The sequence below is a fragment of the Bacillus cereus group sp. MYBK227-1 genome (genome assembly GCF_051916325.1).
GTDB lineage: Bacteria > Bacillota > Bacilli > Bacillales > Bacillaceae_G > Bacillus_A > Bacillus_A cereus.
The window spans coordinates 65,005-84,247 of sequence record NZ_JBQAGK010000003.1 but is presented as its reverse complement, the minus strand read 5'-3'; the positions used below and the strand labels follow the sequence as shown (position 1 = coordinate 84,247).

The following is a 19,243-nucleotide window of genomic DNA, read 5'->3' as shown; positions in this document are numbered from 1 at the left end:
CAGAAGAATCATTAACAGCTCACAGCTAGATTGTATCATAGGGCAACTTCATCATTTTATGCAATTTTACATACTGTACTATAAAGTAAACTGTATCCCCTGATCATTCGCATCATTATCCCATACATCAGCTGTACTAATCCCGCTAAACGTTTGTACTTTCATTCCTGTATTTGATGATCCCGATCCATTATAAGCCTTCGTCTTTTCAATCGGCTGTACGTTATATTTGTCACCTACATTAATTGTTCCATTGCAGTTTTCAATAATAACACCTTCCACAACTGCCGGCATTTTGTCACCCACTTTCATTTCTTTACTTTTATTTTATGAAAATCGCCTAGAAAAATAGCATGTTTCAATAAGAAAAAGCACTCAATTTGAGTGCTTTTTCTTTAAGCATAAAGACAAGTTTGGAGACAGTTGACTTCTTCAAAATTTTATTAGGGGTAATATTTTGAAAAAGAAAGCCTTTCATATGTAGGTTAACACCACTGGAATATATAGTAAATTGATAATATTTATACGGAAGATTGCTAATGTTTAGTATAGATAGTTTACACTATGCTAACAGTGTAAACTATCTATACTAATAAAAAAAGGTGCCTTCAAAAAAGACACCTTTCAAAAACAGACACTATAAAACAGAATTATTTATTGTTATACGATTGTTAGATACAAAAAGTAGAGGGAAATGTTTGTATGAAATTCTGCTTTATAAAGTCTGTCTACAACTTATATTGTAATCCTCTTCATTTGAAAAAAAATATAATATGCACAATTGCATACAAAAAGAAAAAGCACTCTACTGAGTGCCTTTTCAACCATTTTACTTTTAATATATCGCTTTGAATATATTGTAACATACGTATCTATATATTTTATTGAGAAAATTCAAAATCCTTTTTCTTTCATTTTCACTTATAAAATCATGTAATATAAAAGGTATGTCAAATTCTTATACAAGTTGAGGTGTACTATATTTATGATGTATTTCGGAATTATTCCTCTTATATTATTTATTATTTTTCTTATCTCATATTTAAAAGATCCGCGAAAAATAATAAACGGCTTTTTATTTAATGCCTTTATCTGTTTTTTCCTTCTTTTTTGTGTGATTGTATCATTGAACTCAGATAGTGATGTCCTACGCTACATTATATTTTTACCTTTTTTAGCACTTCTCATTATGCTTCCTTTCGGTATTGTTGCTTTAATGTTTGGGCTATTTCTTAATGCTAGAATTTTAATGAAGCGAGAAGGACGACGGTTCACTAACTGTTTAACACTCCTTGCTGCTTTAGGGATGTTATTCTTTATGTTACTCCCTATTATAAATCCAGCAAGTTTGGTTTCATCGCATTTAGAGCCTATTTTTGCAGCTATTTCTCTTATAAGCATATATTTCTTTATACACTTATCTAACTTCTTAAGTGCATATTTTTTATACCAATTCAACAGACCAAGACGTAATCAAGATTTCATCATCGTTCTTGGTAGCGGCTTAATTAATGATAAAGTACCACCTTTACTTGCAAGTCGCATTAATAAAGCGATTGACTTCTATTGGAAACAAGCCGCTGTTAATACACCACCAACAATTATTTTTTCTGGTGGACAAGGTCCAGATGAAGGTCTTCCAGAAGCGGAAGCGATGCAAAGTTACGCTGTTGAAAAAGGAATTCCTCTTGAACATACAGTCCAGGAAAATCGCTCTGTAAACACATATCAAAATATGCTGTTCTCTAAAGAAATTATGGATTCTTTAAAACCAGAAGGTAAATATAAAAGTATTTTTACAACGAATAATTTCCACCTTTTCCGTGCTGGTATATATGCAAGACAAGCCGGTCTTAACAGCCAAGGTATTGGATCAAAAACTGCATTTTATTACTGGCCTAACGCAATGATCCGTGAATATGTTGCGATTGTCGTAATGGGACGCAAGCGCCATATGAAAATATGTGGAACTATTTTAGGTTTCGCTTTATTCGTATCAGTACTTAGTTTTATATTTTCTTAATAGCATCCCATCCTTTGAAAGGATGGGATTTCTTATACTGATTTCAAAAATATTTTAAAGATAATATGGTGATAATATTCCCTGCATACATCCATTAAAGGAGAATTTTTTCAAATTAAATGTTAAAATAAAATTTAGGTGTGAATTACGTAACAAATAAGAAACTAGTTTGAAACGAGGAAATTACATGGAGAAAATTATCAAAAACAAGCCCAATAAGCTAAGAATTGCTTCAAAAGCTTTGATGATTATTATTGGGGCATTTATCACAGCGTACGGATTAGAAGCAGTATTAATTCCAAATAACGTATCAGACGGTGGTGTAACTGGTTTAAGTATCGTTAGTTCAAGATTATTTGGATTGCCATTAGGAGCTCTAATCGCAGTTATTAACATTCCTTTCGTTTGGTTAGGGTATAAGCAAATCGGTAAAAGCTTTGCGATTTATTCTATTATCGGAATTGCTTCATTAGCAGTAGGTACCGTTGTCATGCACGGAATACCAGCTATTATTGAAGGCGATACATTATTAGTTACAGTTGTTGGTGGTATTATCATCGGTTTTGGTATGGGACTAGCATTACGTAACGGTGGGGCATTAGATGGAATCGATATGCTTGCTGTATTGCTTTCTCGTAAGTTACCATTTGGAACGAGTGACCTTATTTTATTCTTAAACATGTTCGTATTTATTTTCGTATCAACGGTATTCGGCCTGCAAGGAGCTATCCTTTCGGCAATTGCTTACTTTATCGCTTCGAAAGTGATTCATATCGTTGAAGTTGGTTTAAGTGGTTCAAAAGCATTTAAAATTATTACAAAAGAGCCTGAATTAATGGTAGAAACAATTCGCGATCGTTTAGGCCGAAGTGCAACATATAACGAAGTATACGGTGGTTATTCAAGAGAGAAGTTTAAAGAAATTTCATGTGTAATTAACCGTTTAGAAGAAAGTAAAATGAAAGAACTTATTAATGAAATCGATCCACACGCCTTTATTACAGTTTATGACGTAGCAGAAGTAAAAGGCGGTAACTTTAAGAAACGTGATATTCATTAATCGTTATGAAAAAGAGGGTGTGCCAAAATTTTGGCACACCCTCTTTTTATTATTAAGTTGCTATCGTTGTCAGTTTTTGTCGGTAAGTCGATATATTTCAATAATCGCTGATATATTTTTACTTCCTCCCTTATGCCTAAATCGTACCACCTGAGAGGAATTAATTCCCATAACAAAAAAAGACCAAAAAGCAAATTCCACTTTTCGGTCTCTACACTATCTTCTCTTCGTAATTTTTCCTGAACCACCGACCCTCGTTTTCGGAGGAGATGTATTCCTTGGCGGCGTTTTAATAGATGATTTTGGCTTCACATCTGATCCGCTTGAACCGCCTGGTGTTTTTGTAATTTTACCCTTGCTTCCAGTAGAAGGTGGGGGCGTCGTATTACTTCCTTTTTCAGTAATACTTCCCTTATCACCTACTGATGGTTTCGAATCTACATTATCGCCTCGCTTAATGATAGACCCTTTCCCTTCCTTCGTAATTGGAGGTGGGGTTTTCTTTTCTTCTTTTGTAGGTGGTCTCTCTGGAATAACTGGTTTATGATTTTGTCTATCGTTATATCCTCGATAATCACCGTATGATGATTTTCGTGAACCGAATATATCGTTTAATATGCTACCCATAATATATCCTTGCAAGAAGGACGGTTGGTAATTTTGACGGACAAATTCTTTATTACTTATTTCAATTAACGTATCAGATGGTTTCTCTTTATCCTTTTGCAGGTTATAAATCTTATCAGAATAAACGAGGAACATTTGATTTTCGTCTTCTTTAGATGCTTGCTGCGGTTCTCTTTCATTAATGAGTTCCTTTGCGACTTCAGGAACTGACCGATTGGCGGCCCTATACACGTAAGATTCTTGTTTACCTTCCTTGGCAACAGATTCAAGTGGATAACGGTCTTGAATCGACTTTGTCTGCCCGCCTTGACAACCTGATAAGGCATAACCAGCAACAACAAGTAATATAACGATAGCAAGTATAGGGATCACAAACGATTTAATCATGGTAAACAATCGGTTTGACATGATTACGCCCCCTTACGTTGCTCTTATAATTTGTACATCAGCAGGAATGATTGCTTCTCCCTCATACATCATTGTGCGACCATTTTGCCATTCAATACGCAATAATTTTCGATTATCTGATTGGAATTCCCATATATACTGTTCTTCTGAAGCTGAGAATGGAGTTTTTCCCATCACAACAACACGTCCGTTATATTGTTCTTCCATATGGTACTCGATATCATCCATTTCAATTGTCGTCGGAATTTCATCAATTGAATCTAAGCGACCATCAATTGGAGTATATAATTTGTAATACGTATTTTCTCGGTCTTCAATTTTTAAATAACGAATATCTTTTCCATCTTGCAATGTCAAAACAATTTCCTTACGCGAATGCATACTCGTTTTCCCAATTAATTCATACATAACTAATGAAACTTCAATCATATCGCCAGGAGCTAACGTTAAAAGACTCTTTTCCGGCTTCGGTGGCTCTGGGCTTTTCATTATATTTTTAATTCGTTTAAATAAACTCATGATCTACCCCTCCTTTTCTCTTTATAAACAAGCACCTAAAATTAGTGCACCAACAATATGTAATGATCCGGCTAACATCGCATGTGCAACGCTACCTTCTTTCGTACCTTCTTCTAAATCAAGACCAGACATTTTCTTTAATACGAATTCGATAAACATTTCTACCACTAATAAAATAACGAAAGAAACTGCTGATGCAAGAAGTGCTTGCCATAAATCATTTGCTTTCGTTATCGATTGAGATAAAATGTACCCTTGTGCAAATAATTTCATAATAAAACGAGTTGTTACAGCTGTATTTCCATTTTTGATTTCTTTTAAATCATTGTATTTTGTAAAAATTGAATCAACCCACATAATTGCAAATAAAAGTACTGCACTCGCTCCAGTCCATACAAGCATGGCAACTACATTCATCCATGTCATTGCAAAACCTCCTCTAAAATATAATAGAAAACCGACATGAATATATTTAGACATGTCGGTTCATTTGTCTTTATTCTATATTATTTCTCATACTGCTTCATAATACGAGCTAATTCATCGTCAACAGCAGAATTTTTGTTTAAGCTTGCGAATTCATCATCTAATGATTTTTCTTTCTTATAAACTTCACTGCTTGCTTCCGCTTCAGCCTCTAATTGAAGGGCTTTCTCTTCCATACGGCTTAAACCAGCTTTTGCTGAATTTGAATCAAATCCAGACATCGCCTGATTAATATTTTTGTGTGCTTTCGCAGCATTTACACGTGCTACAAGTGTTTCACGTTTATTTTTCAGCTCTGTTAATTGCTTACGCATTTCTTCTAGCTTTAGGCGCAGGTTATCAGCAGCAGTTTTATTTTGCTCGTAGCTTGCTTTATACTCATTCATTTTTTGCTCTGCATTTTGTTTTTCTTCTAATGCACGACGCGCAAGATCTAAGTTATTAGCTTGAACAGCCATATGAGCCTGCTCTTCACGTTTTTTCACAAGTGCTTCTTGCTCTTCAAATAATATTTTGAATTTCTTCTCAAGTGCGATTTGAGCTGCTACACTTTTCTCAGCCTCTTGTACATCGGCTTGCATATCGCGTAAATATTGATCAGTCATCTTAACTGGATCTTCCGCTTTTTCAATTAACGAATACACATTCGACATTGTTAAATCTCTTAATCGTTTAAATACAGACATCTAAATTCCTCCTATGATATACCTCATATTTCAAATTCACTACTTGGAAAACTGAAAAATCTCCCTTTACAGTAAAGAATATTCATTTTACAGCCTATGTGTTTATTATAACAAAACTAATATGTCCTTACATGTTATTTCCAAAATACATCCATTATAATATGACATTTTATATATAATATTGTATTTACAATATATTATAATTATATCTATTTGGAATTAACTTACTTTTTTGCAATTTCACTAAATTACATAAGTGTAATGTTACTGTAAGCTAACTCGATAGTTGCATTCCAATATTTCTTATACACTAATATCAGAAGCAACAAACAAGCTTCTTCGCATGTAAGCAACGATACAAAAATTGTATTTACTATAAAACAGATAAAAGGAGAAATCATCATGAAAAAATTAGTAGGAATCGGATTAGCAGCAGCAATTTCACTTGGAGCATTATCAGGTTGTTCTTTATTAGGAGAGAAAGCGAACGGCTTTGTACTGTACGGATCAGAAGAACAAGTTCAGCAAATTACAGATAAAAACAAAAAAGAAGTGAAAGAAAAAGACTTCTATAAAATGAAAATGACAACATTAGATGGTAAAAAAGTTCTTGTAATGGATAAGAAAACTGGTGAAGAACTAGTGAAAAAAGAGTTACTTAGCAAAGTTGATGAAAAAGACAACACGAAACCACTTGATAAATTACCAGCTGTAACAACAGAACAAGGTGTATTATTTGCAAAAGAAAAAGTAGAAAATGCTGCACTTGATGGGGCAAAATTAAAATATGAAGGCAACACAATTATCGGAAGTGGTCGTGCATATACAGATATGTATGCGATTGTCGATGACGCAACTTACAGCAATGTAAAAGGTGATGAAAAATCTGTAGGTGTATTAAAATTTGATAAAGACCCAAGTAAAGAATTCCCTGGTTACAAAGGCGTAGAAGCTTCTCAACTTGTAAAAATTAAAAAGTAAAACAAAAAAGCTTTGCGAAATTCGCAAAGCTTTTTTCTATTTATTATGAGCAATTTGCTCCATATCCGGGCTACAAGTTTGCGACTGACATGACTTATTTAAAGAACATGCCGCGCATTTTCCTTTTTTACTTCTCTTTACAAAATTAACTAACGTATATGCTGCATAACCAAAAATGATAGCTCCAATTATAATATTGACCATCATCACAATACATCTCCTTCTAGAATCCGAGTAAGGATCCAACTTGGTATATAATGAGCGTTAATACATAAGCAACTACGAGTGGATAAACGACTGAAAAAATCGTCCACTTCGCTGATCCTGTTTCACGTTTAATAACAGCTACCGTCGCTAAACACGGAACATATAATAAAATAAAGAACATAAATGCATAAGCTGATAATGCTGTATAATGTGCTCCCATTACATTTCCAAGCACATCTTCTTTAACTGCATAAATAATTGCCATTGTAGAAACGACAACTTCCTTCGCTAAAAATCCTGTTAAAAGGGATGCTGCAGCTTGCCACGTTCCGAAGCCGAGCGGTGCAAATAATGGTGCGATAAATCCACCAATCATCGCTAAGTAGCTATCTCCCATATCAACGCCGAATCCTGATGGACCTGCATAGTTTAATAACCAAATAACAACCGAACCACCAAAGATGAATGTACCAGCTTTACGAACAAATCCCTTTCCTTTCTCCCACGTGCTTAGCCATAATGTTTTTGCTTGTGGCACACGGTAAGGCGGTAATTCAATTACGAAAATAGACTTTTCCGCTTTCAAAATTGTAAGAGACATAATTTTTGTAACTAATAACGCAAGAACAATCCCTGCAACATATAAAGAAAATACAACAGTCGCCTGACTATGCGGGAAAAATACGCCCGCAAATAATGCATATACAGGTAATCGTGCTGAACAAGACATAAATGGTGTTACTAAAATGGTAAGTAAACGTTCTTTTTCCTGTTCAATCGTTCTCGCAGCCATGATACCTGGAACGTTACATCCAAAACCGATAATCATCGGAATAAAAGCTTTTCCGTTTAAGCCGAAAAACTCCATAATTCTATCCATAACAACTGCAATTCGCGCCATATACCCTGAGTCTTCTAATAATGAAATAAAAAAGAATAGTGCAAAGATTTGTGGTACGAATACTAATACAGCACCAACACCGGCAATAATACCTTCTGTAACTAGTGCTTGAATAAAATCAGAAGCTCCAATACTTGTAAGTCCAGCCGTCACCCAATCCGTAAGCTGGCCACCAAAAAACTCATCTAACATATCCGATAAAGGTGTACCAATCCACGTAAACGTAACCTGAAAAATAAAAAACATAACTGCTAAAAAGATTGGAAGTCCTAAAATTTTATGTGTAATTAATCTATCAATTTTTTCTGAAAAAGGAATTTTTCCTTCTTTCTCATGCTTCATAACATTTGTTTTTAACTTTTCAATATACGCTTCACGAGTTTTGTAAATGTGCTCTTCTAACGTACAATCAAGTCTTCCTTCTAAGCAAGATCGAATGGCTATGAGTTCCTTATAAATTGGTAATGCTTTCATTTCTTTTTCTACTACTTCGTTATTGCTTAAAAATTGAAGTGCTAACCATCTCGGATGCTCGTAATTCGCTGTCTCTAAAAGAGCAATTACTTCTCCAATTCCTTCATCCATTTGTACACCATATGAAATAAGGAATGGCTTTTTCTCTTTTTTGTCATTTTCTTTAAGAGTCGTAAGCAGTTCTTCACAGCCTTTTCCACTTCTTGCAACAACAGGAACGACTGTTACACCTAATAGCTCTGATAATCGTTTTACATCAATGACAATTCCTCTTTGCTTCGCCACATCAACCATGTTTAAACCAATTGAGACTGGCTTACCAAATTCAAGTAACTGCAACGTTAAATGCATATTTCTTTCAAACTGCGAGGAATCTACGATATTTAACATATGATTAAATTCTTCTGTTAATAGAAAGTTTGTTACAACACCTTCATCACGTGAAACTGGATTTAAATCATACACACCTGGCAAATCAATTAATGTTCCTTGTCTATCTTTTAATTTACCAATCTTCTTTTCTACTGTTACACCGCTCCAGTTTCCTACGTATTCATAAGAACCAGTAAGTGCATTAAATAATGATGTCTTCCCTGTATTCGGATTCCCTAGCAAAGCTACCTTATTCACGCTAATTCCACCTTTATCATTTTCGCGTCACAATGACGAATACTAATTAACTGTCCACGACACTCCAATGTACAAGGACCTTTGAACATCGCTTTCTGTTTCAGGCGAAGTTCGCTTCCTTCAGCAAGACCGAAAGCAGCTAGTCTACGCTTTAATAGCTGATCTAAAGACTGAATACTTTTTACTAACACTTTCTCTCCAATTTTAATATCTACTAAGCTCATAACCTTCCCCCTCAGAAGAGAATGATAATTATTTTCAAAAAAATTATACCACACCCAATTTCTCTTGTACTATACCCTTTTGCTTCATATTTATTAACATTTCGCTACAATTCTATTTCAATTATTGTCATACTGTATTCGTTTGCCATTCTCATCCATTTCGCTTACAATAAACAATAACAAATAAAGAATTTCGTTATCACTGGGGGAGCCATGCCGCTGAGAGGGAACACTTCGTTCCGACCCTTCGAACCTGTTAGTTAATGCTAACGCAGGGATTGTGCAAACGTCCGAAATACATACCTCATTTTTATTTACGTATTTCGTATCCTCCTATGATATCTATTCTTTTTTGTACAACTTGGATTTAGGGGGAGACAACATGCGTAACACCAATTTACAAGCGATGATCGAATCTGCTATTCTTGCAGCCTTCGCCATGATTATCGATATTTTACCATTATCACTTAAACTTCCAACAGGCGGTTCTATCTCATTCGCTATGATTCCTATTTTTATTATTGCTTACCGCTGGGGCTTTAAATCAGCTTTCTTAGGCGGTTTAGTTTGGGGACTATTACAAATTGTCGTGGGAGATGCTTATATTTTAACACCTGTTCAAGCATTCATTGAGTACTTCATTGCCTTTGCTTTTATCGGATTTGCTGGCTTATTCTATCGTCCAATTCAAAAAGCACTTTTAACATCCAATGAAAATAGCTTAGAACAATCAAATTTAGGTAACCGTAAAGACAAACCTTCATCAAAACAAAATCAGGGTAAGAAAGTCCTTGCTTATATTATCCTTGCTACATTTATCGGTAGCTTTGCTCGCTATTTCTGCCACTTTATTGCCGGCATTATTTTCTGGGGACAATATGCGCCGAAAGGTCAATCAGCTGTGTTATATTCATTAATCGTAAATGGAAGTACAATGCTTGGTTCTTTTATTTTATGTACCGTTTTACTTATATTTTTATTTATCACTTCACCACGATTATTCAAGAGCATCAGTGCTTATCAAATGAATATACAAAAAAAGGGCGCTTAATGAGCGCTCTTTTTTCATATCGTAATATCAATTAAAAATACAATAAATGCGCAAAAGAAAATAAATACCATTATACTTAGCCAATTGCTATGCACGGTTCATCGACTCCTTACATAACCTCATTTTCTAAACAAATTATACTGATTAAAAATAAAGATTAGGTAAAGATAATATGAAAATAAATTAAAAAAGCATAGATCATATTGTCTACGCTTTTTTCGGTAAATAGAAATAAAATAATACACCATCTTCTGTATTTTCTGCCCCATATTCAGCATCATGTAGTTCTAAAATATTCTTTGAAATAGCAAGCCCAAGCCCCGTCCCACCTTGTGAACGCTGACGAGCTGTATCCACGCGATAAAAACGATCCCAAATTTTATCTAATTGCTCTTCTTCAATATGAGTACCTTTATTTTCAATGCACACTTTTATACGATTCTTCTCATCTATTGTAGAAATAATAATATCCTCTTTATTTGGTGTATATCGTATAGCATTCGTAATAAAGTTCACGATGACTTGTTCAATCCGGCCTTGATTTGCAATCACTTCAAATGAACTTATATTTTTATGAATATGAAGTTCTTTTTTCTCTATTTTCACAGATAGATGTTCACATATACCTTCAATTACTGTATCAATATAAAACGAATCTTTTTTCATTTTATATGTACCAGATTCAAATTTAGCTAACTCAAGCATATCCAAAATTAACGTATCCATTTTGTCTACTTCTCTCTCCATTGCCTGAAAATAATACTCTTTTTTATGTTCAGCTACCCCGTCTTTTAAAATAGAAATACAGCTTTTCATAATACTTAGCGGTGTTTTTAATTCATGTGAAACACCAGAAATGAATTCTTTTCGCGTCTTTTCTAACTTTCTTTCCTTTTCAATATCTTCTTCTAACTGTCCAATATGCGAATGGAGTTTATTTGATAGCACATTAATATTTTTCGATAAATCTCCAATTTCATCTTTCGAAGTAATCGGTATTTTTTCTGTGAAGTCTAAATGCGCTATTTTCTTTGTTGTATCATTTATTTTCAATAATGGCTTTGCAATTTGTTTTGAGTAATAGAACGAAGCTAAAAAAATAAGAACGACTACAAATGCAATGATATAGATATAATAATCTTGCACCATTTGTACAGCTTCATCTACCGGCTGTAAAGAAGCCATCGCATAAATATATGTTACCGATCCGTCTTTTTCTTTTATTGGTTTCATTAATAATTTATATTTTATATCATTCTTTTCGTAATCCATTGTCTTTGTTGAATACTCTATTTGATTACTCTCTTTTAGTAACACATCCGTTTGAAATTCTTTTATACTATCCAAAAATAAAGTGTTTTTATAAATTGGATTTACGGGGCCTTTTACATCTGGAAACTGTACTTTCGTAACACGCCCTCCTATGTAAACATCTGGTTCTTGAGCAGCTTGCTCCCGAACAGCCGGCTTCTTTTCCTTACCAACTTGTTCCACAGCTGCTTTCTTTTTCTCCTCATTTAATTTACTCATTTTCTCATTAAATGCTTTTTCTAACGGTTTATTAGATCCGCTTAAATTCTGCTTAGATAAAGAAAAAGAGAATGGAATAAAACTATCTTCTTTTCTCACTCCAGAAAAATAAATTTCTTGCCCTAAAAAATGCTCCGATAATTTATTATCAATCTCCTCTATATTGACGAGATTGCCTAAAGGAATTTTAAATATTTGTTGTCCAAAGCTCTTTTGTTGCCTACGATCTATCGTTACCTCAAAATAAAAATCATCTGCATGTTTTAAATTCCCGTTCTTATCTAATGTCGTAATCCACGTATTATTTTCTCTTAAAAAGTCTTGCTCTAGTTTCTGAATTTCTTCTGCATTTCCTGCATGATTTAAATAGTTCTTCTCAAAGGAATTTAAATTCACTTTAATATCTTCCACTTTTCGATTCGCATAATATTGTTTAAAAAATATCGTTTGTCCAATAAATATCGTCGCTAAAATTAACATGCATAATGCTGTTGTAAGAGTAAATAATTTTAGAACAATCCCTTTTCTCATATATTCCCCTCAAATTTATAACCAGTTCGTACTACAGTTGTAATATACTTTGCTTTCTCTCCTAATTTATTTCTTAAATTACGAATATGGCTATTCACCGTTCGATCATCGCCAGCAAATTCATATCCCCAAATTCTTGAAATGAGTTGCTCTCGCGTTAAAACAATTCCTTGATTTTTCATGAAATACGCTAATATTTCAAATTCTGTATGCGTTAAATTAATATCGGTTCTATCTACCGTAACAGTGCGAGACGGAAAATGAACGTGAATACCGTGGATTGATAATGTATCATCTTCATTCTCTAAAAGTTGCTTTGTCACTTTTCTGCTTTCTAATAACCTTTTCGCTCTTGCTAATAAAATTGGCGGACTATACGGCTTCGTCACATAGTCATCTGCCCCGAGTTCAAAACCGAGTAACGTATCGTCTTCATCTACGCGCGCCGTCAGCATAATAATAGGCACCTCGGACGTCTTTCGAATTCTTCGGCAAACAGACCATCCATCGAGTTCTGGCAACATAATATCTAAAATAACTAAATCAACCTCTTCTTCTTCAAATACAACTAAAGCCTCTTTCCCGTCCCTCGCTTCAAACACTACATATTGCTCACTTAAAAAATAATCTTTTAATATTTCACGTAATATGTCTTCATCTTCAACAATTAAAATATTTTTTGACATAATTTATATATCCCCCTCCCGCTTTCAGAAACTATAATTTCACTTTGAATAACTGCCAGTTAACTTCGCCTCGATAATATATCTATCTGGTGCATTCCCTATATAATTAAATGGGTAACAAGTTGTCAGTGTTAATATCGGTTCTTCTTTTTTTATAATAACAGTACGATCATCCGCATGAGTAATCCATGTCTTTTGAATTTCATATGTGTACGTTTTATTATCATACTCTAAAACAAGGGTATCCTTTTCTTTCAACTCTCCTAAATCTGTAAATACAGTATCTCGATGTCCACTTAGTACAGTATGTCCCCCTCCAGATGGAGTTGTCGTTAAATCACTAACGAACATACCCACTCCTTTTTTCAAAGTCGTATCATCCGCTCCCCAATATATAGAAAACTTCTTCTTTATTTTTGGTATGTTTAACATCGCTACCTTTTCTCCTTCTTTATGTTCTGTTTGAGAAGAAGGCACTTGAGAAGTTACAGGTGTTTCACGAGAAAGTTGAGTATCTTGTATATTTTTAAGACTCTTTATTTCTTCTGCAGTTAATTGCCCGGCAGAGCTTCTTCCTTTATACCATTCCACAGCATAATAGGATCCCATGAATAGCCCTATAGCCATCAATATGATACCGATATAATTGAGTAACTTCATTCTTCATTCCTCCATGCCAAAAATGGTAGGAGTAACCTACCATTTTTAATATATGAAATTATCCCATTCTTTATAGGAAAATATTTTATTTACGCTTTAATCTTATTGCGACGATTCAAACCAAATAATGTACCTACCGCTACAAGACATGCACTTAATCCCATCATTGCTACATTATTTGATGCTGTATTTGGTAATTTTTCACCTTGTACAACTGGCTTTGCTACTTCTTTTTTAGCTACTTCATTCTTTTGCTCGGCTTTTATCGCTGCTTCTTTTTTTGCCATATCGTTTTTTAACTGTTCTTGCGCTATTCTCTTTTTCTCTTCTTCACTTTTTTTCTCAGCTTTTATTGCTTCCTCTTTTTTAGCCATATCACTTTTTTCTTGTACTTGCGCTGCTTGCTTTTTCTCCTCATCACTCTTTTGCTGTTCCTTAATTGCTTCTTCTTTTTTAGCTTTATCTTGTTGCACTTGCGCTTCTTCCTTTGTTACTGTTCCAGTATCTGCACTCGCTACTGAAGAATATCCTACTGTTAAAAGTGCCATTGCACAAATTGGTAATAGTCTCTTTTTCATTTTCATTCTCTCCTTATATTTTATTCTCATCAACTCGCACCGGATGTATTACTAGAATAAGCAAGAGATATAAATATAAGATGCAGATGAAATATATTTCATTTAAAGATTTCATTGTAGAAAAAGAAAAAAACATCGCAATATGTACGATGTTTTTTTCGGGTGTGTGTCTCAATTATTTACATGTTACTTTCGCGTGATTTGGAAGTAGAACGGGCTGGAGCGATAACTAATTGTCTCGGCTCAGTTTTCTTGAAGTGATTTTTGACGTTACACTTACGACGTTGAACAACCCACGCTTTAATAGGGTTTGTTAAAATAATCTTTTGCTCTTCGTTAGGGGCCTCTTCTTCAAACCTACAACTCTCGCTCCATTTATTCCATTTCATTGTAAATTTAGAAGAAGAATGATCATCTTCACGATCAAACAAGTGCAAAAAATCCATTTTTCCATCTAGCATTACGGTGTTACTAGTCGCTAAAAAAGAAAAGGTCGTCCAACGTTTCTCCATGCCCTCCTACTCCTTTTTCACATATAGAGTGCCTAAAACTTAATTTACCTAAAATATGCTTGCCTTTTACCTTACACCCATAGTTTATCCAAAATGCTATTATGCAACTATCGATTTGCCTTACAACTACCTTACATTTTTGTAAGAAACAAAAAAACCTTCACTCTATATAATGAAGGTTTCTTACTTTTTATCTATATGATCTCTCATATCATCAAGTCCAGCTTCTTTTAGCTGCGACATCATACCGTGCGAAATTGCTCCTAACACTAAAGTCATTCCAATTAATGAAATACGAATCGCAGGTACATCAATTACGTAAGCCAACAGGCCAAAAACAATTGTTAAAAGTAATGCTTTTATAAATTTTACACTTGTGTACTGTTTCTTCTTCATCATATTCACCCTTTATGGAAGCGTTTTCTTAATATACTTAGTATATCATATCATCAGATGATTTTGTCGTTATCTTTGTAAAAAATTACTATCTCCTTTGACTTTTTCTATTCTATCCTTTACAGTCGAAATGTTCATAAGTTTTACACTGTAGGAGGATTACAATGAATATTGAAATAAAAGACACTTTAATTTCTGAAGAACAATTACAAGAAAAAGTAAAAGAACTAGCACTTCAAATCGAACGTGATTTTGAGGGAGAAGAAATCGTAGTAATCGCTGTATTAAAAGGATCTTTCGTATTCGCTGCTGATTTAATTCGTCACATCAAAAATGATGTAACAATTGACTTTATTTCTGCATCTAGCTACGGAAATCAAACAGAAACAACAGGAAAAGTGAAACTACTAAAAGATATCGACGTAAACATTACTGGGAAAAACGTAATTGTTGTAGAAGATATTATCGATTCTGGTTTAACACTTCATTTCCTAAAAGACCACTTCTTTATGCATAAACCAAAGGCACTCAAGTTCTGTACATTACTTGATAAGCCAGAACGTCGTAAAGTAGACTTAACAGCTGAATATGTTGGCTTCCAAATTCCAGACGAATTTATCGTTGGCTACGGTATCGACTGTGCAGAAAAATATCGTAACTTACCATTTATCGCTTCAGTTGTAACGGAATAATATAATAAAATAAACTTTCATCAATTACTGGTGGAAGTTTATTTTCTATCACAATTCGTAAAAGACAAAGGGAGAGAAAAAAATGACAAAGACAAAATTTGAAAAAGTACTCCTCATCGTAAATCCGAAAGCTGGACAAGGTGACTTACATACAAATTTAACGAAAATCGTACCACCTCTTGCCGCAGCTTTTCCTGACTTACATATCCTTCATACGAAAAAGCAAGGTGATGCAACAAAATATTGCCAAGAGTTTGCTAGTAAAGTAGATTTAATTATCGTCTTTGGTGGTGACGGCACTGTATTTGAATGCACAAATGGCTTAGCACCTCTTGAAACTAGACCTACACTTGCAATCATTCCAGGCGGAACTTGCAACGACTTCTCTCGCACACTTGGCGTTCCGCAAAACATTGCAGAAGCGGCAAAACTTATTACAGAAGAACATATAAAACCAGTTGACGTTGCAAAAGCAAATGGACAACATTTCTTAAACTTCTGGGGGATTGGTCTTGTATCTGAAGTATCAAACAATATCGATGCAGATGAAAAAGCAAAGCTTGGTAAAATCGGTTACTATTTAAGCACAATTCGAACTGTAAAAAATGCTGAAACATTCCCAGTAAAAATTACTTATGACGGACAAGTATATGAAGACGAAGCTGTCCTTGTCATGGTTGGAAATGGTGAATATCTTGGTGGTATTCCATCCTTTATTCCAAACGTAAAATGTGATGACGGAACACTTGATATTTTCGTAGTCAAATCAACAGGTATTCAAGCATTTAAAGATTACATCGGAAAGAAACTATTCGAGGATTCAAATGAAAATGACATCTTCCACGTAAAAGCGAAATCCATTCATATTGAAACGAAAGAAGAAAAAGAAGTAGATACAGATGGAGAAAGTTCGCTTCATACACCTTGTCACATTGAATTATTACCAGGACACTTTACGATGATTTATAATCCTGCGGTTGTGTAAAGAAAAAAACGAGTGCTAGCACTCGTTTTTTCTCTTCTAATCTAGCTATGTCTTTGAATCATTTCTTGTATTTCTTTAACTCTCTTTAAAGTAATTCCATTTCTTTGTTCGATTGCTAAAGGATGCTCGGTTGGCTCTAATTCAACATACGGTGCCGTTCCAACTTCTCTTATATGTACATTTGTTTTTAAATTTAATGTTTCTGGATAAACTGGTATTTCTACAGATAACCAACCAAAATAAGGATCACTATTTTCTCGGCCTCTCTCATCCCACTTTTCTAATACTTCATCATAACTTTCTTTACTAAGTGATACCCACACAGTCCATATGAAATTTTCGTGGTAATCAATGATAGGAATCTCTAAACAACCTCTAATAAAGTAATGCTCATCTTCCATTACGCAAAGTTCTGATGTTAAATGGAAGCGTTCCTCTCTTTCATGGGGCGCTACCTCGTAATAATAATATGGTGCTTCACTTCCGTAGCATAGAGGTAGTGCAAAACGATGCATTTGTACTTTTTCTCCGGATTTTCTTCTTCTTTTCATTTATTATTCTTTCTCCTATCCTTTTCAGTCACAATCAAACGCTACCCAATTTCTCCAATGCGTGTTAGAATCCTTCTTCACAATAATACGTGGATCTTTCTTCTCTATTGCAGCGGCTACTGATTGGAAGAATTCATTTTCACTTACTTTTTCGTCTTCAACATGTTTCCATTCTTCCGTTTCATACGCTAGTTCCCAATTACCTTCTAAACCGAACTCTTCTAAAATCTCTTCTTTACTCCACCATAATAATGTTCTAACTTCTTCATTAGTAGCAAGCATACGCATAAAGTATGTTGGATAATGCTCTGTCGTTTGTACTTCTATTCCATTATTTATATAATCCTCTTCTGTAAATTCATATTCAAAATGATGCTCACGAATTTTTAAACTGCCGTTATAAATATTCGGCATAAATTCACCTTCATCATCAAATAACTCATAATTGCCATCATTTAATTGTAAAATGCAATCATCACCCATTGAATGAGTAATTCTATCTCCATATACTTGAATATCATTACATACACCTAATGAACCTACACCAACAAGTTGAAACACCATTAACCAATCCTTAGTATCTTTAAAGAAAAGAGAGAATTTCACTTGCGAAATATCCATATATTCATTATCAAAGGCAGGAAATTCATAGTTACTTTGCTTTTTATCTAATAGTTTTAAAATATCTTTTTGCATATGTATCATCTTCACCCCGATATAAACAAAAATATTTTTTAATTTCACTAGAGTATAACATAACCATACTTACCTGTGACATTCTAATAAAACTACTAAAAAATAGAAGAATGGCTTGTTTGCATACTCTAGTTCTTTTTATGTACAATGAAGGAAAGAAGTACCTTCATATAAGGGAGAGGACAAACTTTGTTCAACCAACAGTTAGTTAATTTACGCATTGATTTTGCATTTAAACAATTGTTTGGTACGAATGGTAGCGAAGATATTCTAATTGCATTTTTAAATGCTATGTTACAAGAGTCTTTAGAGTCGCCCATTGCTTCTCTACAACTAGAAGATCCACATTTACACAGGGAATATGAAGAGGATAAGTTATCTATTTTAGACATTTCAGCGACATTAGACACAGGAACAAAAGTTAATGTAGAAATACAACTCAATAATAATCACGATATGGTTAAACGCAGTTTATATTATTGGGGAAGACTATACACATCTCAACTACAAAAAGGGATGCCCTACAGTGCACTTCACAAAACCATCACCATAAACTTACTAAACTTCGTAATGTTTTCGGAACACCCAGCCTTCCATACAACGAGCATATTATGGAATACACAACAACAAAAACTCCTGAGTGAAGACATAGAAATCCACATTATAGAAATTCCAAAGTTAACTGAACAATGGCATGAAGAAAAAGTAAATCCGTGGAAAGATCCATTTGTTCGTTGGCTTTTATTGCTTTCAGCAAATGAGGATGAGCACTTAACTAAGCTATTGGAGGATATTGCTATGAACGAAGATCCTATTTTACAAAAAGCGATAAATAAATGGGAACGTATGAGTCAAGATTCTTCTTTCCGGCAAGCCTATGACGCAAGGGAGAAAGTTTTAATGGATGAAGCAGCAAAATTCGCCCATGCAGAGACAGAAGGAATAAAAAGAGGAATGGAACAAGGGATGAAACAAGGAATTAAAAAAGGCATTGAAAAAGGCATTGAAAAAGGTCGAAAAGAAGGAGTTCAGCAGGGAAAAATTCAAATGATTAAAAATATGTATGATCTTGGTATACCACTTGAAACGATTGCTAAGGCAAGTAAATTAAGTTTGCATGAGATTGAGCATATTTTAGGACATAAATAG

At 34.1% G+C, this 19,243-nt stretch carries 23 protein-coding genes and 1 riboswitch; of the genes, 7 read left to right on the top strand and 16 right to left on the bottom strand.

Going from position 1 to position 19,243, the window contains the following annotated elements:
• Positions 1-78: 78 nt before the first annotated feature.
• A complete protein-coding gene (locus ACTFRM_RS13630; RefSeq protein WP_002001299.1) occupies positions 79-312 on the bottom strand; it encodes a spore germination protein in 234 nt (77 codons plus the stop codon).
• A gap of 673 nt (positions 313-985) precedes the next feature.
• On the opposite strand from ACTFRM_RS13630, the gene ACTFRM_RS13625 reads away from it, so the two are divergent.
• Positions 986-2,023 carry a YdcF family protein gene (locus ACTFRM_RS13625; protein WP_000990094.1) on the top strand — a complete coding sequence of 346 codons (1,038 nt, stop codon included), beginning with the start codon at positions 986-988 and terminating at the stop codon, positions 2,021-2,023.
• Positions 2,024-2,210: 187 nt separating this feature from the next.
• On the top strand, positions 2,211-3,083 hold the full coding sequence (locus ACTFRM_RS13620; RefSeq protein ID WP_000411246.1) for a YitT family protein: 873 nt from the start codon (positions 2,211-2,213) through the stop codon (positions 3,081-3,083).
• Between the two features lie 216 nt (positions 3,084-3,299).
• Here ACTFRM_RS13620 and ACTFRM_RS13615 read toward each other — a convergent pair whose 3' ends face one another.
• From ACTFRM_RS13615 to ACTFRM_RS13600, 4 genes are all read right to left on the bottom strand, one after another.
• Positions 3,300-4,118, bottom strand: a complete 819-nt coding sequence (locus tag ACTFRM_RS13615; RefSeq protein ID WP_000071199.1) for a DUF4247 domain-containing protein — start codon at positions 4,116-4,118, stop codon at positions 3,300-3,302.
• A gap of 12 nt (positions 4,119-4,130) precedes the next feature.
• Positions 4,131-4,637: a DUF4178 domain-containing protein gene (locus ACTFRM_RS13610; protein ID WP_000051743.1), complete on the bottom strand. Its 507-nt coding sequence runs from the start codon at positions 4,635-4,637 to the stop codon at positions 4,131-4,133.
• Positions 4,638-4,658: 21 nt separating this feature from the next.
• Positions 4,659-5,063, bottom strand: coding sequence for a DUF350 domain-containing protein (locus tag ACTFRM_RS13605; protein ID WP_000220087.1), 405 nt, complete (start codon positions 5,061-5,063; stop codon positions 4,659-4,661).
• Positions 5,064-5,143: 80 nt separating this feature from the next.
• Complete coding sequence (locus tag ACTFRM_RS13600) at positions 5,144-5,809, bottom strand: PspA/IM30 family protein (RefSeq protein ID WP_322373145.1); 666 nt, start codon at positions 5,807-5,809, stop codon at positions 5,144-5,146.
• A 402-nt stretch (positions 5,810-6,211) separates the two neighbouring features.
• Between ACTFRM_RS13600 and ACTFRM_RS13595 the strand changes: the two genes are divergently transcribed.
• A complete protein-coding gene (locus tag ACTFRM_RS13595) occupies positions 6,212-6,790 on the top strand; it encodes a lipoprotein BA_5634 family protein (protein WP_000737501.1) in 579 nt (192 codons plus the stop codon).
• Positions 6,791-6,826: 36 nt separating this feature from the next.
• Here ACTFRM_RS13595 and ACTFRM_RS13590 read toward each other — a convergent pair whose 3' ends face one another.
• The 3 genes from ACTFRM_RS13590 to ACTFRM_RS13580 are packed head-to-tail and all read right to left on the bottom strand — an operon-like array spanning position 6,827 to position 9,226.
• Positions 6,827-6,997 (bottom strand): FeoB-associated Cys-rich membrane protein, encoded by a 171-nt coding sequence (locus ACTFRM_RS13590; protein ID WP_000989598.1) that lies wholly within the window; start codon positions 6,995-6,997, stop codon positions 6,827-6,829.
• A gap of 16 nt (positions 6,998-7,013) precedes the next feature.
• Complete coding sequence (gene feoB / locus ACTFRM_RS13585) at positions 7,014-9,002, bottom strand: ferrous iron transport protein B (RefSeq protein ID WP_088322472.1); 1,989 nt, start codon at positions 9,000-9,002, stop codon at positions 7,014-7,016.
• Complete coding sequence (locus tag ACTFRM_RS13580; protein WP_000060512.1) at positions 8,999-9,226, bottom strand: FeoA family protein; 228 nt, start codon at positions 9,224-9,226, stop codon at positions 8,999-9,001. The genes feoB and ACTFRM_RS13580 overlap by 4 nt, the downstream gene beginning before the upstream one ends.
• Positions 9,227-9,420: 194 nt before the next feature.
• Positions 9,421-9,522: riboswitch (TPP riboswitch) on the top strand.
• Between the two features lie 86 nt (positions 9,523-9,608).
• On the opposite strand from ACTFRM_RS13580, the gene thiT reads away from it, so the two are divergent.
• A complete protein-coding gene (thiT, locus tag ACTFRM_RS13575; RefSeq protein ID WP_088322473.1) occupies positions 9,609-10,277 on the top strand; it encodes an energy-coupled thiamine transporter ThiT in 669 nt (222 codons plus the stop codon).
• A 207-nt stretch (positions 10,278-10,484) separates the two neighbouring features.
• Here the strand turns inward: thiT and ACTFRM_RS13570 are convergent, their stop codons facing one another.
• The 6 genes from ACTFRM_RS13570 to ACTFRM_RS13545 form a co-directional block, all read right to left on the bottom strand.
• Complete coding sequence (locus ACTFRM_RS13570; RefSeq protein WP_088322474.1) at positions 10,485-12,338, bottom strand: sensor histidine kinase; 1,854 nt, start codon at positions 12,336-12,338, stop codon at positions 10,485-10,487.
• Positions 12,335-13,024: a response regulator transcription factor gene (locus tag ACTFRM_RS13565; protein WP_000041856.1), complete on the bottom strand. Its 690-nt coding sequence runs from the start codon at positions 13,022-13,024 to the stop codon at positions 12,335-12,337. Before ACTFRM_RS13565 ends, ACTFRM_RS13570 begins: the two co-directional genes overlap by 4 nt.
• A 39-nt stretch (positions 13,025-13,063) precedes the next feature.
• On the bottom strand, positions 13,064-13,684 hold the full coding sequence (locus ACTFRM_RS13560; protein ID WP_000771595.1) for a class D sortase: 621 nt from the start codon (positions 13,682-13,684) through the stop codon (positions 13,064-13,066).
• An 89-nt stretch (positions 13,685-13,773) separates the two neighbouring features.
• Complete coding sequence (locus tag ACTFRM_RS13555) at positions 13,774-14,262, bottom strand: LPXTG cell wall anchor domain-containing protein (RefSeq protein ID WP_000746708.1); 489 nt, start codon at positions 14,260-14,262, stop codon at positions 13,774-13,776.
• 179 nt (positions 14,263-14,441) lie between these two features.
• Positions 14,442-14,774, bottom strand: a complete 333-nt coding sequence (locus ACTFRM_RS13550) for a hypothetical protein (protein ID WP_000415613.1) — start codon at positions 14,772-14,774, stop codon at positions 14,442-14,444.
• A gap of 183 nt (positions 14,775-14,957) precedes the next feature.
• The gene (locus ACTFRM_RS13545) at positions 14,958-15,173 is read right to left on the bottom strand and encodes a hypothetical protein (protein WP_440043403.1); all 216 of its coding nucleotides are present in this window, start codon (positions 15,171-15,173) and stop codon (positions 14,958-14,960) included.
• Between the two features lie 161 nt (positions 15,174-15,334).
• Between ACTFRM_RS13545 and hpt the strand changes: the two genes are divergently transcribed.
• Complete coding sequence (gene hpt / locus ACTFRM_RS13540) at positions 15,335-15,862, top strand: hypoxanthine phosphoribosyltransferase (RefSeq protein ID WP_001019306.1); 528 nt, start codon at positions 15,335-15,337, stop codon at positions 15,860-15,862.
• An 82-nt stretch (positions 15,863-15,944) separates the two neighbouring features.
• Entirely contained in the window at positions 15,945-16,847 is a 903-nt protein-coding gene (locus tag ACTFRM_RS13535) for a diacylglycerol/lipid kinase family protein (RefSeq protein ID WP_000167893.1), read from the top strand.
• A gap of 41 nt (positions 16,848-16,888) precedes the next feature.
• Here the strand turns inward: ACTFRM_RS13535 and ACTFRM_RS13530 are convergent, their stop codons facing one another.
• Both ACTFRM_RS13530 and ACTFRM_RS13525 read right to left on the bottom strand, forming a co-directional pair.
• Positions 16,889-17,398 carry a DUF2199 domain-containing protein gene (locus ACTFRM_RS13530; protein WP_088322475.1) on the bottom strand — a complete coding sequence of 170 codons (510 nt, stop codon included), beginning with the start codon at positions 17,396-17,398 and terminating at the stop codon, positions 16,889-16,891.
• Between the two features lie 24 nt (positions 17,399-17,422).
• Positions 17,423-18,094, bottom strand: a complete 672-nt coding sequence (locus ACTFRM_RS13525) for a DUF7003 family protein (protein WP_053563485.1) — start codon at positions 18,092-18,094, stop codon at positions 17,423-17,425.
• A 189-nt stretch (positions 18,095-18,283) separates the two neighbouring features.
• Between ACTFRM_RS13525 and ACTFRM_RS13520 the strand changes: the two genes are divergently transcribed.
• The gene (locus ACTFRM_RS13520; protein WP_088322476.1) at positions 18,284-19,243 is read left to right on the top strand and encodes an Rpn family recombination-promoting nuclease/putative transposase; all 960 of its coding nucleotides are present in this window, start codon (positions 18,284-18,286) and stop codon (positions 19,241-19,243) included.

Coding starts and splice junctions, on each gene's coding strand:
- ACTFRM_RS13595 (WP_000737501.1), top strand. CDS start 6,212: ATGAAAAAATTAGTAGGAATCGGATTAGCAGCAGCAATTTCACTTGGA.
- ACTFRM_RS13620 (WP_000411246.1), top strand. CDS start 2,211: ATGGAGAAAATTATCAAAAACAAGCCCAATAAGCTAAGAATTGCTTCA.
- ACTFRM_RS13600 (WP_322373145.1), bottom strand. CDS start 5,809: ATGTCTGTATTTAAACGATTAAGAGATTTAACAATGTCGAATGTGTAT.
- ACTFRM_RS13565 (WP_000041856.1), bottom strand. CDS start 13,024: ATGTCAAAAAATATTTTAATTGTTGAAGATGAAGACATATTACGTGAA.
- ACTFRM_RS13535 (WP_000167893.1), top strand. CDS start 15,945: ATGACAAAGACAAAATTTGAAAAAGTACTCCTCATCGTAAATCCGAAA.
- ACTFRM_RS13625 (WP_000990094.1), top strand. CDS start 986: ATGATGTATTTCGGAATTATTCCTCTTATATTATTTATTATTTTTCTT.
- ACTFRM_RS13530 (WP_088322475.1), bottom strand. CDS start 17,398: ATGAAAAGAAGAAGAAAATCCGGAGAAAAAGTACAAATGCATCGTTTT.
- hpt (WP_001019306.1), top strand. CDS start 15,335: ATGAATATTGAAATAAAAGACACTTTAATTTCTGAAGAACAATTACAA.
- thiT (WP_088322473.1), top strand. CDS start 9,609: ATGCGTAACACCAATTTACAAGCGATGATCGAATCTGCTATTCTTGCA.
- ACTFRM_RS13605 (WP_000220087.1), bottom strand. CDS start 5,063: ATGACATGGATGAATGTAGTTGCCATGCTTGTATGGACTGGAGCGAGT.
- ACTFRM_RS13590 (WP_000989598.1), bottom strand. CDS start 6,997: ATGATGGTCAATATTATAATTGGAGCTATCATTTTTGGTTATGCAGCA.
- ACTFRM_RS13610 (WP_000051743.1), bottom strand. CDS start 4,637: ATGAGTTTATTTAAACGAATTAAAAATATAATGAAAAGCCCAGAGCCA.
- ACTFRM_RS13570 (WP_088322474.1), bottom strand. CDS start 12,338: ATGAGAAAAGGGATTGTTCTAAAATTATTTACTCTTACAACAGCATTA.
- ACTFRM_RS13555 (WP_000746708.1), bottom strand. CDS start 14,262: ATGAAAAAGAGACTATTACCAATTTGTGCAATGGCACTTTTAACAGTA.
- ACTFRM_RS13615 (WP_000071199.1), bottom strand. CDS start 4,118: ATGTCAAACCGATTGTTTACCATGATTAAATCGTTTGTGATCCCTATA.
- ACTFRM_RS13630 (WP_002001299.1), bottom strand. CDS start 312: ATGAAAGTGGGTGACAAAATGCCGGCAGTTGTGGAAGGTGTTATTATT.
- ACTFRM_RS13550 (WP_000415613.1), bottom strand. CDS start 14,774: ATGGAGAAACGTTGGACGACCTTTTCTTTTTTAGCGACTAGTAACACC.
- ACTFRM_RS13580 (WP_000060512.1), bottom strand. CDS start 9,226: ATGAGCTTAGTAGATATTAAAATTGGAGAGAAAGTGTTAGTAAAAAGT.
- ACTFRM_RS13525 (WP_053563485.1), bottom strand. CDS start 18,094: ATGCAAAAAGATATTTTAAAACTATTAGATAAAAAGCAAAGTAACTAT.
- ACTFRM_RS13560 (WP_000771595.1), bottom strand. CDS start 13,684: ATGAAGTTACTCAATTATATCGGTATCATATTGATGGCTATAGGGCTA.
- ACTFRM_RS13545 (WP_440043403.1), bottom strand. CDS start 15,173: ATGATGAAGAAGAAACAGTACACAAGTGTAAAATTTATAAAAGCATTA.